Source organism: Pseudomonas sp. FW305-E2 (assembly GCF_058782925.1).
Map to the genome: position 1 here is coordinate 1 of NZ_JBYSYE010000030.1, position 14,719 is coordinate 14,719.

The 14,719-nt window shown below is 61.9% G+C and carries 13 protein-coding genes; 5 read left to right on the forward strand and 8 right to left on the reverse strand.

From position 1 onward, the window contains the following. Positions 1 to 295: 295 nt before the first annotated feature. The 3 genes from AC3WLP_RS19550 to AC3WLP_RS19560 all read left to right on the forward strand — a co-directional run bounded on the left by AC3WLP_RS19550 (position 296) and on the right by AC3WLP_RS19560 (position 4,450). On the forward strand, positions 296 to 2,986 hold the full coding sequence (locus AC3WLP_RS19550; protein WP_088513492.1) for a putative bifunctional diguanylate cyclase/phosphodiesterase: 2,691 nt from the start codon (positions 296 to 298) through the stop codon (positions 2,984 to 2,986). Between the two features lie 168 nt (positions 2,987 to 3,154). Beyond that, positions 3,155 to 3,823, forward strand: a complete 669-nt coding sequence (gene msrA, locus AC3WLP_RS19555) for a peptide-methionine (S)-S-oxide reductase MsrA (protein WP_010951691.1) — start codon at positions 3,155 to 3,157, stop codon at positions 3,821 to 3,823. Positions 3,824 to 3,826: 3 nt separating this feature from the next. Beyond that, the gene (locus AC3WLP_RS19560) at positions 3,827 to 4,450 is read left to right on the forward strand and encodes a glutathione S-transferase (RefSeq protein ID WP_003255655.1); all 624 of its coding nucleotides are present in this window, start codon (positions 3,827 to 3,829) and stop codon (positions 4,448 to 4,450) included. 165 nt (positions 4,451 to 4,615) lie between these two features. Here AC3WLP_RS19560 and creD read toward each other — a convergent pair whose 3' ends face one another. The 4 genes from creD to rloA2 all read right to left on the reverse strand — a co-directional run bounded on the left by creD (position 4,616) and on the right by rloA2 (position 8,816). After that, positions 4,616 to 5,944, reverse strand: coding sequence for a cell envelope integrity protein CreD (creD, locus tag AC3WLP_RS19565; protein WP_004576363.1), 1,329 nt, complete (start codon positions 5,942 to 5,944; stop codon positions 4,616 to 4,618). Positions 5,945 to 6,051: 107 nt separating this feature from the next. Next, entirely contained in the window at positions 6,052 to 7,488 is a 1,437-nt protein-coding gene (gene creC / locus AC3WLP_RS19570) for a two-component system sensor histidine kinase CreC (protein ID WP_003255662.1), read from the reverse strand. Next, positions 7,488 to 8,168, reverse strand: a complete 681-nt coding sequence (creB, locus tag AC3WLP_RS19575; RefSeq protein ID WP_011953261.1) for a two-component system response regulator CreB — start codon at positions 8,166 to 8,168, stop codon at positions 7,488 to 7,490. The genes creC and creB overlap by 1 nt, the downstream gene beginning before the upstream one ends. 147 nt (positions 8,169 to 8,315) lie before the next feature. Beyond that, the gene (rloA2, locus tag AC3WLP_RS19580; protein WP_010951688.1) at positions 8,316 to 8,816 is read right to left on the reverse strand and encodes a retropepsin-like aspartic peptidase RloA2; all 501 of its coding nucleotides are present in this window, start codon (positions 8,814 to 8,816) and stop codon (positions 8,316 to 8,318) included. Between the two features lie 181 nt (positions 8,817 to 8,997). Here rloA2 and yihG point away from each other — a divergent pair, with 181 nt between their 5' ends. Next, positions 8,998 to 9,885, forward strand: a complete 888-nt coding sequence (gene yihG / locus AC3WLP_RS19585) for a 1-acylglycerol-3-phosphate O-acyltransferase, YihG family (protein WP_088513491.1) — start codon at positions 8,998 to 9,000, stop codon at positions 9,883 to 9,885. An 85-nt stretch (positions 9,886 to 9,970) separates the two neighbouring features. Here yihG and AC3WLP_RS19590 read toward each other — a convergent pair whose 3' ends face one another. Further along, on the reverse strand, positions 9,971 to 10,546 hold the full coding sequence (locus AC3WLP_RS19590; RefSeq protein WP_014755089.1) for a DUF2780 domain-containing protein: 576 nt from the start codon (positions 10,544 to 10,546) through the stop codon (positions 9,971 to 9,973). A gap of 200 nt (positions 10,547 to 10,746) precedes the next feature. Here AC3WLP_RS19590 and AC3WLP_RS19595 point away from each other — a divergent pair, with 200 nt between their 5' ends. After that, entirely contained in the window at positions 10,747 to 11,535 is a 789-nt protein-coding gene (locus AC3WLP_RS19595; protein WP_011953257.1) for an RHS repeat-associated core domain-containing protein, read from the forward strand. Between the two features lie 158 nt (positions 11,536 to 11,693). On the opposite strand, the gene fdhA is transcribed toward AC3WLP_RS19595, so the two are convergent. The 3 genes from fdhA to AC3WLP_RS19610 form a co-directional block, all read right to left on the reverse strand. After that, the gene (gene fdhA / locus AC3WLP_RS19600) at positions 11,694 to 12,893 is read right to left on the reverse strand and encodes a formaldehyde dehydrogenase, glutathione-independent (protein WP_003255673.1); all 1,200 of its coding nucleotides are present in this window, start codon (positions 12,891 to 12,893) and stop codon (positions 11,694 to 11,696) included. Between the two features lie 302 nt (positions 12,894 to 13,195). Next, on the reverse strand, positions 13,196 to 14,053 hold the full coding sequence (gene purU, locus AC3WLP_RS19605; protein ID WP_003255675.1) for a formyltetrahydrofolate deformylase: 858 nt from the start codon (positions 14,051 to 14,053) through the stop codon (positions 13,196 to 13,198). Between the two features lie 11 nt (positions 14,054 to 14,064). After that, on the reverse strand, positions 14,065 to 14,697 hold the full coding sequence (locus AC3WLP_RS19610; RefSeq protein WP_003255677.1) for a sarcosine oxidase subunit gamma: 633 nt from the start codon (positions 14,695 to 14,697) through the stop codon (positions 14,065 to 14,067). Between the last annotated feature and the right edge of the window lie 22 nt (positions 14,698 to 14,719).

A 14,719-nucleotide genomic window follows, 5' to 3' on the forward strand; every position in this document is an offset into this window, starting at 1 on the left:
CTTTTAGAAATTGAGCAAGACAGTTGCTCCCACAGGCAATCGCAGTCCACATTGTGGGAGTAACTGTCTTGCTCAATTTCTAAAAGCTGGCGCGATCCCTGTGGGAGCGGCCTTGTGTCGCGATGGGCCGCAAAGCGGCCCCAAAATCTCCAGCCAAACTGCAGAATCGGCCACGTCAGCCGATAACCTGTCCACAGCATCAAGCATGGCCGCTTGCCAGCCCTCGGGACATGATGCAACCTTGCCAAATCCGCCGCAGCCACAAGGCAGCGTTCCCTCTTCAAGCGAGTCTTCGATGAAAAGCCAACCCGATGCCGCCAGCCGTGTGGCGGCCGAGGTCGTGACACAGTTACCCGTGCCCTCGCGGCTCGGCATGCTGCGTTTCGAAAGGCTCAACGAAGCCACCTGGGCCATGCTCTACCTTGACCCAGCCTGTGAGCGCCAGTTCGGCCTGAAAACCGGCGAGCTGTGTGCCCTGATTGACGCGCCCTACGCCAGCCTGATGGAACCCGAAGCACGCTACCGGCTGCACGACGAAATCCAGTTGCAACTGGCCCAGCGCGGCTACTATCGCGTGCGCTACACCCTGCACACGCCGAACACCGCGCTGCGCCTGCTGGAAGCGGGTGAAGCCTACAAGCAACACAACCGCCAGCTGTTGCGCGGCTACCTGAGCGTGCTCGACGACCAGCAGGAAGAGACCGGCGAACCCGGCGCCAGCGACCTGGAGTCACGCAACAACCGCCTGCAACTGGCCCTGCAACTGAACCAGCGCACGCAGCAAGAACAACTGGAGCACCTGGAGCGGGTGCGCGGCCAGCAGGACCTTATCCTGCGCCTCGCCCGCCATCGCTACAGCGCGGGCAACTCGCTGCTCGAAGCGGCCCAGCTGATCACCCAGAGCGCCTGCGAAATCTACAAGGTCGACAGCGCCAGCATCTGGCACCTGGAAGACCAACGCCTGGAACCGATCATCGCCTGGTACCGCGACGCGCAGGAGCACCGCCAGCCCGAAGCCATCGATGCCAGCCGCTTCCCCGACTACCTGGATGCACTGCACGCAAGCCGCGCCATCGACGCTCACAACGCCGGCCACGACCCGCGCACCCGCGCCCTGGCGCAAAGCATGCGCCCGGAAAACAAGGCCATGCTCGACGCCAGCATCCGTGTCGATGGCCAGGTGATCGGCGTGCTGTGCCTGGAGCAAACCGGCCAGCCACGGGCCTGGCAGTCGGACGAGATTGCCTTTGCCGGCGAGCTGGCCGACCAGTTCGCCCAAGTGATCACAAACCACAAACGACGGGCCGCGGCCAGCGCCCTGCACCTGTTCCAACGTGCGGTCGAGCAGAGCGCCAGCGCCTTTCTGCTGGTGAACCGCGACGGCCGGGTGGAGTACGTCAACCCCAGCTTCACCGCCATCACCCAGTACAGTACCGACGAAGTGCAGGGCCGCCAGCTGGGCGAGCTACCGGCACTGGAGAACCTCAGCGAACTGCTGTTCGACTCGCCGTCGAGCCTGGCCATGGGCAACAGTTGGCAGGGCGAGTTCAAGAGCCGGCGCAAAAACCTGGAGCCGTACTGGGGCCAGTTGTCGATTTCCAAGGTGTACGGTGACAACCGTGAGCTGACCCACTACATCGGCATCTACGAAGACGTCACCCAGACCAAGCTGGCCCAGCAACGCATCGAACGCCTGGCTTACACCGACAACCTCACCAACCTGGGCAACCGCCCGGCGTTCATCCGCAGCCTGGACGAGCGCTTCGCCCGCGATGGCGAAAGCTCGATGTGCCTGCTGCTGGTGGACATCGACAACTTCAAGCGCATCAACGACAGCCTAGGCCACCAGACCGGTGACAAGCTGCTGATCAGCCTGGCCAGGCGTTTGCGCAACAGCCTGCACAGCGGTGGCATCCTGGCGCGCTTTGCCAGTAACGAGTTCGCCGTGCTGCTCGACCACACCAGCCTTGAAGATGGCCAAGGCGTCGCCCAGCAGTTGCTGTGCACCCTCGACAAGCCGATGTTCGTCGACAACCAGCTGATCAACGTCACCGCCTCGGTAGGCCTGGCCTGTGCTCCGTTGCACGGCGTCGACCCGGCCAGCCTGATGAAGAATGCCGGCCTTGCATTGCACAAGGCCAAGGCCAACGGTAAACACCAGGTACAGGTGTTTACCGAAGTGCTCAACGCCGAAGCCAGCTACAAGCTGTTCGTCGAGAACAACCTGCGCCGTGCCCTGACCCAGAATGAGCTGGACGTGTTCTACCAGCCCAAGCTGTGCCTGCGCAGCGGTCGCCTGCTGGGCCTGGAAGCGCTGCTGCGCTGGAACCACCCCGAACGCGGCATGATCCGCCCGGACCAGTTCATCAGCGTGGCCGAGGAAACCGGCCTGATCATCCCTATCGGCAAATGGGTGGTGCGCCAGGCGTGCTGCATGAGCCAGCAACTGCGCAAGGCCGGCCTGGGCAACCTGCATGTAGCCATCAACCTGTCGCCCAAACAGTTCTCCGACCCGGACCTGGTGGCGTCGATCAGCACCATCCTCAAGGAAGAAGCCCTGCCCCCGCACCTGCTGGAGCTGGAGTTGACCGAAGGCCTGCTGCTGGAAGCCAGCGAAGACACCCACCGCCAGCTGGACGAGCTGAAGGCCCTGGGCCTGACCTTGGCCATGGACGACTTTGGCACCGGTTATTCGTCGCTGAGCTACCTGAAGAAGTTTCCGATCGACATCCTCAAGATCGATCGCAGCTTCATCAACGAAATCCCCGACAACCAGGACGACATGGAAATCACCTCGGCGGTGGTGGCCATGGCCCACAACCTGAAGCTGAAGGTGGTGGCCGAAGGGATCGAGACGCCGGAGCAACTGGCGTTCCTGCGCCGTCACCGCTGCGATGTGGGCCAGGGTTACCTGTTCGACCGGCCGATTCCCGGGCGCGAGCTGGCCGAACGGCTGAAGCGCTATCCGCGTGGCCCGGTGGCCTGACAGCTGCGTAATCCTCGGGCACTATAGAAGCCATTCGGGCCCTTTCGCGGGCACGCCCGCTCCCACAGGAACACCACAACCTTTGAAACCTGTGCTGTACCTGTGGGAGCGGGCATGCCCGCGAAGGCCCAAACCCCTACCCCACTGAATAAACACAGAGGAACGGCCATGGTCCTGCGTTCGGAAATCCTGGTGAACAAAAACGTCATGCCAACTGCGGAACAGGCCCTGCCTGGCCGCGACACGCCAATGAGCCTGCCCGAGTTCCACTACGTCTTCAAAGACACCCCGCTGCTCGGCCCGTTCTTCGAAGGCGCCATCGACTTCGCCATCTTCGGCCTGGGTTGCTTCTGGGGCGCGGAGCGCCGCTTCTGGCAGCGAGAAGGTGTGGTCAGCACCGTGGTCGGCTACGCCGGCGGCTTCACCCCGCACCCTACCTACGAAGAAGTCTGCTCGGGCCTGACTGGCCACACCGAAGTGGTGCTGGTGGTGTTCGACAAGGACAAGGTCAGCTACCGCGAACTGCTGGCAATGTTCTGGGAGCTGCACAACCCGACCCAAGGCATGCGCCAAGGCAACGACATCGGCACCCAGTACCGCTCGGCCATCTACTGCACCAGCCCGGAACAGCTGGAACAGGCCAAGGCCAGCCGCGACGCCTTCCAGGCCGAGCTGAGCAAGGCCGGCTTCGGTGAGATCACCACCGAAATCGACCAGGCACCGACCGTCTATTTCGCCGAGGCCTACCACCAGCAGTACCTGGCCAAGAACCCGGACGGCTACTGCGGCATCGGCGGCACCGGCGTGTGCCTGCCACCCAGCCTGCAAGGTAACTGAAGCATGAGCACGATGACCCTGTTCCACTCGCCGTTGTCGCCTTTCGTGCGCAAGGTCATGGTGGTGTTGCACGAGACCGGCCAGCTTGAGCGGGTGCAGCTGCAGCCGGTGAACATCAGCCCGGTGAGCGGCGACCCGCAGCTCAACCAGGACAACCCGATCGGCAAGATCCCGGCCCTGCGCCTGGAAGACGGCACCGTGCTGCACGACAGCCGGGTGATCTGCGAGTACCTCGACCTGCAGCACGTTGGCCTGCCGCTGCTGCCGCGTGAAGGTTCGGCGCGCTGGCGGCGCATGACCTTGGTATCACAGGCCGATGCGATCATGGATGCGGCGGTGTCGAGCCGGTATGAGAGCTTCCTGCGGCCAGAAGACAAGCGCTGGGATGGCTGGCTGCAAGCGCAGGGTGACAAGATCCGCCGTAGCCTGGCCAACCTGGAGCAGGAGCACTTGCCGGAGCTGATCTCCGGCTTCGACCTGGCGGCGATTGGTGTGGCCTGTGCGCTGGGCTATCTGGATTTGCGTCAGCCCGGGTTTGGCTGGCGTGAGCGCCAGCCTGGGTTGGCGGCGTGGTATGCCGAGGTGGTCAAGCGGCCATCGATGGTCGCTACAGCGCCAGTGGCCTGAGGGCCCCTTCGCGGGTAAACCCGTTCCTACAAGGTTTTCCACAGTGTGCGCTATCTGTGGTGGGCTTGTGGGAGCGGGCGTGCCCGCGAAGGCCTCACCTCGGTATCACAGGAAACAACAGCCCGATCCTGAGCGCCAACCAGCGCCCGATCTCTCTATCCTCCCTCATGCCGCCCTCCCCACACGCGCCCAGTCCAGCCGCCGGGTCAGCACCATGAACACCCCAAGCAAGCCGAAACACAACAGCGACCCCATCAGCAGCGCATAGTCTTCGGCACTCAGCAGCCCGAAGAGCAGCGCGTACAACGCCGCCAAACCCGCTGCAAAACCCACCCCTCGCACCAGGCTGCGCAACACATGGCTCAGGTAGAAGCCGATCAGCATCACACAGGCTGAAGCCGACAGCCCATACGCCAGACCAAAGCCAATGTGCTCGGACAACGACAGCAGCAGCAGATAGAAGAACGCCAGCGCCACGCCCACCAGGATGTACTGCACGGGGTGCACGCTCAGGTTCTTCATTACCTCGAACAGGAAGAAGCCGGCAAAGGTCAGGGCAATGAACAACAACGCGTATTTGATTGCCCGCTCGCTTTTCAGGTACTGGTCCACCGGGTCTATAAAACTCACGCCAAAGCTGCGCTCACTGAAATCCGTACACTGCCCGGCGTTAGCGCACTGGCGGATGGCATCCTCAAGGTTGGTGGCAAAGAACGAGGTTTGCCAATGGGCACTGAAGCCTTGAGCATCGATTTCGCGGCGGTTGGGCAGGTAGTTGCCGACGAAGCTCGGGTGCGGCCAGTTGGCGCGCATGTCCACGCTGCTGGTACGGCCCACGGGGACCACGTGCAACTGGCCGGTACCTTGCAGCGCCAGGTCAAAGCCATAGCTGAACGCTCGCGCCTGTAGCCCGTCCAGCCCCGGCAGGCTGGCGTGCACGCCGCCGCGCATCCAGTCGAGCTGGGTGCCGGGCTCGAACGGCACTTTTTGCTCGTCCATGCTCAGCTCCAGAGCACTTTCGATACCGCGGATATCACTGATGCCCACCACCAGGAACGGCGTGTCGAAGCGGTAGTCGTCAAAGTCCTTGTCGATGCCCCAATGCGCCGGGAGCTTGAAGCGGCCGCTGATACGGCCTTTGGTGTGGAACAACCGGGCCTGGTAGATGCCGCGGGCGCGCAGTTCGGTGTCCACCCCCAGGTCGGCGTCGAAGGTTTCCGGCAGGAAGTACAGGTGGCCGGCGATGGTGCTGGTTTCCTGGGTACGCTCACCGTCCTTTTCGATCCAGCGGCGCTGGTACTTGCGGTACGGCACCACCAGCAGCGGGCCGCTGAGTTGCTGGTCGAAGCTGGTGCTCTGGGCAATATCGCGCAGCACGCCGTCGCGCATGGCCTGGCGTTCGTCGATCAGGCCGTTGATCAGCAGTAGCGGGATGAGCAACAGCAACATCAGCATGGCGATCATGCCGAGTTTGAAACCGAGGGTCTTGTTCATGTGGCCTCCTGTGGCAGTGGGCGCAGTGTCTGCGCCTTGCGTGGAGGCTTTGTGGAGCGCGTGTGTGATTTACGTGTATTTGGGGCTGCTGTGCAGCCCCGGCTATCTCAGCTAATGCGCCGCACCGGCAGCCACAACCGCACCCGCACCCCGCCATCGACGTTGTCCACCGCCAAGGCTCCGCCATGCAGCTGCATCACCTCGGCCACGAAGTTCAGCCCCAGCCCGGTGCTCTTGCGCCCGCTCCCGGGTCGCGGCAGCGAGTAGAACCGCTCGCTGACCCGCCCGATGGCGTAGGCCGGTATCGCTTGCCCCTGGTTGAACAAGCTCAACGCCACCCGCTCGCCATCGCGCTCCAGGTCGAACAGCAGCGTGCCACCTTCCGGAGTGAAGTCCAGTGCGTTGTCGAGCAGGTTGGCCAACGCCTGGCGCATCAGAAACGGATCGCAGAGCAAGCGCAAAGTGGCAGGCACCCGCTGACGTACCTGCAAACGGGCGCCTTCGATACGCGCCGCATGGGCCAGCAGCAACTCATCGACCAACGCCGCCAGCGCCACCTGCTGCTCGTCCTCCAGCGCCTGCATCTGCTCGACCCTGGCCAGGTTGAGCAGCCGCTCGATCATCTGCTGCAAACGCTCGCTCTCGCGCTCGATATTGCCGGCAAAGCGTGCCCGCTGATCAGCGGGCATATCCTCGCCCTGCAACAGCTCGGAAGCACCACGGATGGCCGCCAGCGGGCTTTTCAGCTCGTGAGTCAGGGTGTGCACGTAGCGCTCGACATAGGCCTTGCCTTCCAGCTGGGTGCGCATGCGCTCCACTGCCTGTGCCAGGTTCGCCAGCTCGCCGCCCTTGTAATGCGGAAGCTCCGCACGCTCACCTTCGCTGACCGCCTGCGCATAACCTGCCAACTTGCGCAGCGAGCGCGCAAGCCACCACGACAGAGCCGCGCCGATCAGCAAGCCCAGGCCGATCAGCCCTAGCCCCAGGGTGAGCAGGCGCCGCTCGGAGCGGTCGATGTAGGGTTGCAATGAGCTATTGGGCTTGGCGACGGTGACAACGCCGATGATCTTGCCGTTGTCGATGATCGGCGCGCCAACGTGCATCACCGAGGTGCTTTCGTCGTTGGGGTCGCTGCGGGTGGAGCGGGCGCCATACTGGCCACGCAGGGTCAGCAGCACGTCATTCCACTGCGAGTAATCCTTGCCCAGGGCCTCGCCACTGGAGTCCAGCAACACGATGCCCTTGGCGTCAGTGACGTAGATGCGGTGGCTGACCTGGTTCTTGGCCAGCCCCCAGATCTGTGCGCCCGGGCTGCGCGAGCCGTAGGCCTCGAGCACCTCGGGCAGGCGGCCCTGGTTCAGGGTGCCGGCCTTGACGTCATCCCGCAGGATTTCTGCCAGCAGGTTGGCAGTGTCTACCAAGGTTTCTTCGGAGGATTGGCGCACCACCGGGCGAATCTGTTCGCGTACGGTATTGAGCAAGAAGTAACCGGCCAAGCCGACGAACAGGAAGTACACCAGAAAGATGCGAATGCCCAACCGCATCAGGCGTGCTCCGGGCTATAGCTGTAACCGAGGCCGCGATGGGTCTGGATCGGCTCGGCATCACCCGCTACCTGGCGCAGCTTGGCGCGCAGGCTCTTGATATGGCTGTCGATGGTGCGCTCATAGCCCACGTCGGAGGCCACGCCCAAAGCGTCGAGCAGCTGTTCGCGGCTGAACACCCGCTGCGGTTGTTCGAGCAGGCATTGCAGCAAGCGGAACTCATGCCGGGTCAGCGTGAGCGGCTGGCTGCGGTAGGTGATCTGCATGCGCAAGGTGTCGAGGTGGAACAAGGTGGTTTCGCCGACAACCTCGGCCCTCGGGGCCATGCGTTTGAGGATCGCCCGAACGCGCGCTGCCACTTCACGAGGGCTGAATGGTTTTACCACGTAGTCGTCGGCACCGATTTCCAGGCCCACGACGCGGTCGATTTCACCGTCCCGGGCGCTGAGAAACATCACCGGCACCTCGGTGAACCGGCGCAGCTGGCGACAGGTTTCGAAGCCACTGATGTCGGGCAGGCCGATGTCGAGGATGACCAGGTCGGCCGGGCGCTGGCGCTGCTGGTCGAGGGCGGCACTGCCCAGGGTTACCCACTCAGTGCTGTGACCGTCGGCCTGCAGGGCGTAGACCAGGGTGTCGGCGATGGCGGCTTCGTCTTCGACGATGAGGATATGGGGCATGGCGTCCGGCCTTGCGGTTTTGAAGGTTGGCACATTTCAGTGTAGGAGCGGGCTTGCCCGCGAACACCGGCGAAGCCGGTGCCTGACACCCCATTATGTGTGTTCGCGGGCAAGCCCGCGCCTACATTGTATGGCGCACGCTTCAGATCAGCAGCCTGGCTTGCCAGCAGTGAACTTCTTCGCCGGGTTGACCGCCGCCTTGAACTCGCGCAGCGCCTTGGAACCCACCAGCAGCGGGTAGTTGAAGTTGCTGCGGTCCACCAGATTCACCTCGACGGTGCGCTTCACATCCCCCAGGCACAACTCCAGGTCGACCACCGGGCGCTTAGAGACCTCTGGCGCATCCCCTTCGTCCTCTTCATCGGCACGGCCCTTGATCTTGCTGATGCGCGAGACCTTGTGCTCGTACACCTTGCCATCCGATTCCTTGGTCGCCAGGCGGAAGCGCACCCACTCGTCGCCATCGCGGGTGAACAGCTCGATATCCTTGGCCGACAACGACGCGGTAAAGGCACCGGTGTCCATCTTGGCTTTCAGGGTTTCGCCCAGCTCGGGCAGGGCGATGTTCTCGTAACGGCCGTAGATAGTGGGTTCTGCGGCCATCACCGGCAGCGCCAACAGCGACAACATGGCTAAAAGAGATTTCACAAGCAGGCTTCCTTGAGAGGGTCAATGCTTAGACTGCACTGGGCAGATAGGTTCGCTGTCACGAGCCTAACCAACATAATGTGAAACATTTGTCCCCGCCGTCGGGCATTGCACATTTGGCGTAGGCCACCGCCCTGCTTATCATTGCCAACCGTTTATCTCCCACAACAAGAGTCTCTTTATGCGTCGCCTGCTGACCGGCATTCTTACTACCACCCTGCTGCTGCTCAACACCGTGGTGTTGATCTGCCCGCTGCTGGTCTTCGCCCTGCTCAAGCTGGTGCTGCCAGGCCGTGGGCGTGACTATGCCTCGTGGGCAGTGATGTGGGTGGCCGAAACCTGGTCGGAAATCGACAAAGCCATCTTCGCCCTGTGCATCCCTACCCAGTGGGACATCCGCGGTGTGGAAAACCTGCGCAAGGACACCTCGTACCTGGCCGTGAGCAACCACCAGACCTGGGTCGACATCCCGGCGCTGATCGAAAGCCTCAACCGCCGGACACCGTTCTTCAAGTTCTTCCTGAAAAAGGAGCTGATCTGGGTGCCGTTGCTGGGCCTGGCCTGGTGGGGGCTGGACTACCCGTTCATGAAGCGCTACAGCAAGGCGTTTCTGGAAAAGCACCCGGAGCACAAGGGCAAGGACCTGGAAATCACCAAGGCGGCCTGCGAGCTGTTCAAGCGCCAGCCAGTGACCGTGGTCAATTACCTGGAGGGCACGCGGTTTACTGAAGCCAAGCGCCAGGAGCAGCAGTCGCCGTATCGCTACCTGCTCAAGCCCAAGGCGGGTGGTGTGGCGTTTGTGCTCGCGGCATTGGGCGAGCAGTTGGATGCCCTGCTGGATGTGACCATCGTGTACCCCGGCAACAAAGCACCGGGGTTCTGGGACTTGCTCAATGGCAGCATCAGCCGGGTGATTATCGACATTCAGGTGCGGGAGCTGGACCCGGCGTTGTGGGCGGGGGATTACGAGAATGATCCCGAGTTTCGGCAGACGGTGCAGGCTTGGGTGAACCAGCTGTGGGTGGCGAAGGACCAGCGGATCGAGCAGCTGCGGCAGGAAATGAGCTGATAATTTTCAAGTGTCTGCCCGGGCCTCTTCGCGGGCACCCTGCGAAGAGGCCCGGGCAGACTGCGCAAGAATCCTCACCCGACCTTCAGACCGAGGGCTGAGCCAATGGCGCCGGTGTGGTCCACAAACTCCCCAGATTCTGCAACAACGCCCCGGCAATCCCCTGCTGCCCCAGGTACTGCAGCAGCAGCGGCGCAAACTGCCCGATCATCCCGGTATCCATGCCTAGCGCCTTGAACGCATTGTCCAGGTCGCTACGGTTTTCCACGTTGTTGCCCAGTGCGTTGCTCAACGCCGACTGGCTCTCGCTGCTCTTGCCCAGCAAATCACCCAACCCACTTAACCCGCCCAGCGCATTTGCACCGGCCAGCAGGTCCAGCCCTGGCACCGCCTTGGTCAGTTGCCCATAGTCATCGCTGCTAAGGTTGTTGCGTGCCAGCCCCAGCATGGCTCCTGCTCCGCCTACCGCCTGTTCAGGGGTAATGTTCAACTGGCTGCCCAAGGTGTTGAGCAAATTGGCCTGCGCTTCGGGTGCCTGTACCTGGCCTTGTTGTTGCTGGTTCTGCATGGCGGACACGGCGTTGGCGGCGTCGCTGAGGTTGAAGGCGAACACCGGGCTTGCGGCCAGGGTCATCAGGGTTGCCAGGGTGATTGCTTTCATCGGGAGGGACCTCGTTGGCCGGGATGGCCTGGGAAACGACAATTTGACTTGTGGTTTTGGGGTTTGTTCCAAGCCAATTATCGGGACTCTTGGCCATTAAGGGCCGGCATCGCCTACCTGATATTTCTGTCAGTAGCGGACTCCGCTGGATTGGCAGACACTGCCGAATGTGCGTTCACAGCCGCTATAGGTCAAATTCAATGAGTAACCACCAAACACATACCTATACTGCCTATGGTTACGCAACGACATTGCCGTCGGAAAAAGCACGTCAAGGATTTAATGGTGAGTTCCCTGACGCGCTGACGGGGCTTTACTTTCTAGGTTCCGGATATAGAGCATATGAAACCAAACTGATGCGCTTCATATCACCTGACAGCTTAAGCCCATTTGCTGAAGGGGGCATTAATTCATACTGCTACTGCGGCAACGACCCAGTCAACAACAGTGACCCCACGGGCCATGTCGGTGTACGCGCAGCTATTGTTAAGCGGCGACTTCCATTGCCCCGGACACGCTCACAGACACTGCTTCAACTCGATAGTCCGGCCCAAGTCAACACACCTTATCATCGGGATGCTCCGCCTTACTTTACCTCCCATCCCGCAGTATTTTCGACATCAGGTACTCCGCCCACTTATAACCTTGGAGCGCTTCCAAGCTATTCCGAGCAGTTGCCAACCGGGCACCAGCGCATTGTCACACCTACCCTGTTGCCCACTGATAAAGGCCCGAAATTTCTGCCCCCCCCCAGACCACCTAGATATCCGATACCTAAACCCCAGCCTGAGATACAAGCTGCTCTTCCGCCAGATCAAGCTCGAGCCTACCGAGTTAGGCTACAGGCTATGCACGATAGGTATCGCCGGTTGAAACAGGTACTCAGAAGGTTGGAACGTGGAGACATGCATGTCCCTGAAGAACTTCGCCGGAATATCGAACAATTGCGCCAAGAGGGAACCCGCATCCGAGAGTTGCTAGCAGATTAGCGTGAAGTAAAGTCGACCCAAGAGCGTTATGTGAGCAGCGTTATACCAGCTGTCGAAAGTAACGCGATCGCAAGTGCAGATGCTGGCTGAGATGCGGTAAGCCAGAACAGCCATAAAAGAGCCCCTCTGTTCGAGGGGCTTTTGTTAAGCGTCAGTTGTTACGCCGCACCCCACATCTTATGCGGGTCAATCACAAACTTCTTAGGCACACCCGCATCAAACTCGCCATACCCTTCCGGCGCCTGATCCAGGTTGATCACCTGCACACCTACAACCTCAGCAATGTTGATCCGATCCCACATGATCGCCTGCATCAGCTGGCGGTTGTACTTCATGGTCGGGGTCTGGCCGGTGTGGAAGCTGTGCGATTTCGCCCAGCCCAGGCCGAAGCGGATGCTCAGTGCCCCGATCTTGGCAGCGGCATCGACCGCGCCCGGGTCTTCGGTCACGTACAGGCCCGGGATACCGATGTTGCCAGCTACGCGGGTCACTTGCATCAGCGAGTTCAGCACGGTGGCCGGGGCCTCGTGTTTGGCACCTTCGTGGCCATGGCCACGGGCCTCGAAGCCGACGGCGTCGACGGCGCAATCCACTTCCGGCTCGCCGAGGATGTCGACGATCTGCTCGTGCAGCGGGGTGTCCTTGGACAGGTCGACCACTTCGAAGCCCTGCGACTTGGCATGGGCCAGGCGAGCCGGGTTCAGGTCACCGACGATCACGCAGGCGGCGCCCAGCAGGCGCGCCGAGGCAGCGGCAGCCAGGCCGACCGGGCCGGCACCGGCAACGTAGACCGTGCTGCCTGGGCCTACGCCTGCCGTTACGGCACCGTGATAGCCGGTGGGCAGGATGTCGGACAGGCAAGTCAGGTCACGGATCTTTTCCATGGCCTTGTCGCGCTCAGGCAGCTTCAGCAGGTTGAAGTCGGCGTAAGGCACCAGCACGTATTCGGCCTGGCCACCGGTCCAGTCGCCCATGTCGACGTAGCCGTAGGCACCGCCGGCGCGCGCCGGGTTGACGGTGAGGCAGACACCGGTGTGCATCTCTTTGCAGGAGCGGCAGCGGCCGCAGGCGACGTTGAACGGGACCGATACCAGGTCGCCGATCTGCATGCGCTCGACATCGCGACCCTTCTCGACGATTTCACCGGTGATTTCGTGGCCCAGGACCAGGCCGACCTGGGCAGTGGTGCGGCCACGGACCATGTGCTGGTCAGAACCGCAGATGTTGGTGGAGACCACCTTCAGGATGACGCCGTGTTCGATTTTCTTGCCGCGCGGGTCCTGCATTTTCGGGTAGTCGATCTTCTGTACTTCGACCTTGCCAGCGCCGAGATACACCACTCCACGATTGCCAGACATGCTCTTACCTCGCTTGATTTTTATTTATGCAGCGGTGGTTGAACGCGCCGCCATCCGTGGGCGGCATGTGTTTCTGGAATGAGGGAATTGTGGGCCGGATGGGGAGATCTGCGCTGACTGGGAGCGACAGAGAGATGCCTTTTAGCGGCAGGAGTGTCGTTGGGGAGTTTGGGCAAACAGAGAGCGGCGGCCTGTGCGGGCCTCTTCGCGGCTAAAGCCGATCCTACGGGGACCGCACCAACCCGAGGGCTGTGCAGTACCAGTAGGCGCGGCTTTAGCCGCGAAGAGGCCGGCACCGGTTATTACAGAACGACAGTCCGGTTGGCGTTCAGGAACACCCGCCGCTCGATGTGATAACCCACCGCCCGCGCCAATGTCAGGCATTCGATATCCCGCCCTTTGGCAATCAGGTCTTCGGGATAGTGACTGTGATCCACCACCTCGACACCCTGGGCAATGATCGGCCCTTCATCCAGGTCGTTGTTGATGTAGTGCGCTGTGGCACCGACCATTTTCACGCCCTTGTTGTAGGCCTGGTGATAAGGCTTGGCGCCTTTGAAGCCCGGCAACAGCGAGTGGTGAATATTGATCGCCCAACCATCCAGACGGCGGCAAAGCTCGGGCGACAGTACCTGCATATAGCGGGCAAGAATAACCAGCTCAGCACCGGTCTCCTCGATCACCTGCAGCACCTTGCGCTCTTGCCCGGGCTTGTCCTTGGGGTCGAGTGCGAAGTGGTAATAAGGAATCTTGTGCCAATGCGCCAAGGGTTCGAGGTCCGGGTGGTTCGACACCACGGCCACCACATCCATACCCAGTTGGCCAATGCGCTGGCGATACAGCAGGTCATTCAGGCAATGGTCAGCCTTGGACACCATGATCACCACCTTGGGGCGGTGGTTGGGTGCGGTCAGCTCGAAAGCCATGCCGAACGCTTCGCTGCGCTCTGCGAGGCCGGCCCGGAAGCCCGCCTCGTCAAAATCGTCCGGCTGACGGAACTCGACGCGAATGAAGAAGCGTCCCGACTGCCGGTCATCGAAGGAGTGATGCTCCGTCACGTAGCAGCGCTGCTCGAAGAGGTAACGCGTCACCACGTCGACGGTGCCGAGCATGCTCGGGCAATCGGCGGTGAGAATCCAGGTATCCGGTGCCCGACTCATGTTCTTGCTCCTTAGGCTTCGATGCTCAGGCCGTATTCGGCAGAAGCGTCCTGCAGCCACAGCCACCAGTAATCGGCGAAGCTGCGGCGAATTACCAGCTCCCAGGTGTCTTCTGCAGTGCGGCGGATCACCAGTTGCGACTTGGCGAACACGGTGCCCACGGCCTTGCCCACCGGGAAGTTGTTCGGGTGAACATCATAGCTGGTGGACTTCATCAGCACGTCGCGCACGTTCGGGCCGCGCAGTTCCAGCAGGCTTTGCCCGCCACTGACATTGACGACCTGAATGTGCTGGCCTTCAAGGGCCGCGCGCAGCTTTTGCTCCGCTGCCAGCTCCTGGCCGCCGGGTACGATCAGCAGCCACTCATCTGGGCCGACCCATTGCAGCGACATGTCCTTGTTGGCGACCACGGTCAGCGCCACGGGCAGCTCCAGGCCAAGGGCCTTGTGCACGCCGGCGGCGAATTCCGGGTTGTGGCCATCACCACGCAGGGTGAGGTGACCGAGGAACTTGCGTTCACGCAGGGTCACGCCTGCGTTCTTGCGGCCTTTGCCTACCAGGCTGGCCAGGTCGGCATGGTGCAGTGGCGACTGGGCTTTGGCCTCGGCGCCGGGGTTTTGCTGGAAGACGTTGATAGCGCTCATTTCTTACCTGCCTTGAATTCTG

Coding starts and splice junctions, on each gene's coding strand:
- AC3WLP_RS19610 (WP_003255677.1), bottom strand. CDS start 14,697: ATGAGCGCTATCAACGTCTTCCAGCAAAACCCCGGCGCCGAGGCCAAA.
- msrA (WP_010951691.1), top strand. CDS start 3,155: ATGGTCCTGCGTTCGGAAATCCTGGTGAACAAAAACGTCATGCCAACT.
- AC3WLP_RS19560 (WP_003255655.1), top strand. CDS start 3,827: ATGAGCACGATGACCCTGTTCCACTCGCCGTTGTCGCCTTTCGTGCGC.
- creC (WP_003255662.1), bottom strand. CDS start 7,488: ATGCGGTTGGGCATTCGCATCTTTCTGGTGTACTTCCTGTTCGTCGGC.
- AC3WLP_RS19590 (WP_014755089.1), bottom strand. CDS start 10,546: ATGAAAGCAATCACCCTGGCAACCCTGATGACCCTGGCCGCAAGCCCG.
- purU (WP_003255675.1), bottom strand. CDS start 14,053: ATGAGTCGGGCACCGGATACCTGGATTCTCACCGCCGATTGCCCGAGC.
- creD (WP_004576363.1), bottom strand. CDS start 5,944: ATGAACAAGACCCTCGGTTTCAAACTCGGCATGATCGCCATGCTGATG.
- AC3WLP_RS19550 (WP_088513492.1), top strand. CDS start 296: ATGAAAAGCCAACCCGATGCCGCCAGCCGTGTGGCGGCCGAGGTCGTG.
- fdhA (WP_003255673.1), bottom strand. CDS start 12,893: ATGTCTGGCAATCGTGGAGTGGTGTATCTCGGCGCTGGCAAGGTCGAA.
- creB (WP_011953261.1), bottom strand. CDS start 8,168: ATGCCCCATATCCTCATCGTCGAAGACGAAGCCGCCATCGCCGACACC.
- AC3WLP_RS19595 (WP_011953257.1), top strand. CDS start 10,747: ATGAGTAACCACCAAACACATACCTATACTGCCTATGGTTACGCAACG.
- yihG (WP_088513491.1), top strand. CDS start 8,998: ATGCGTCGCCTGCTGACCGGCATTCTTACTACCACCCTGCTGCTGCTC.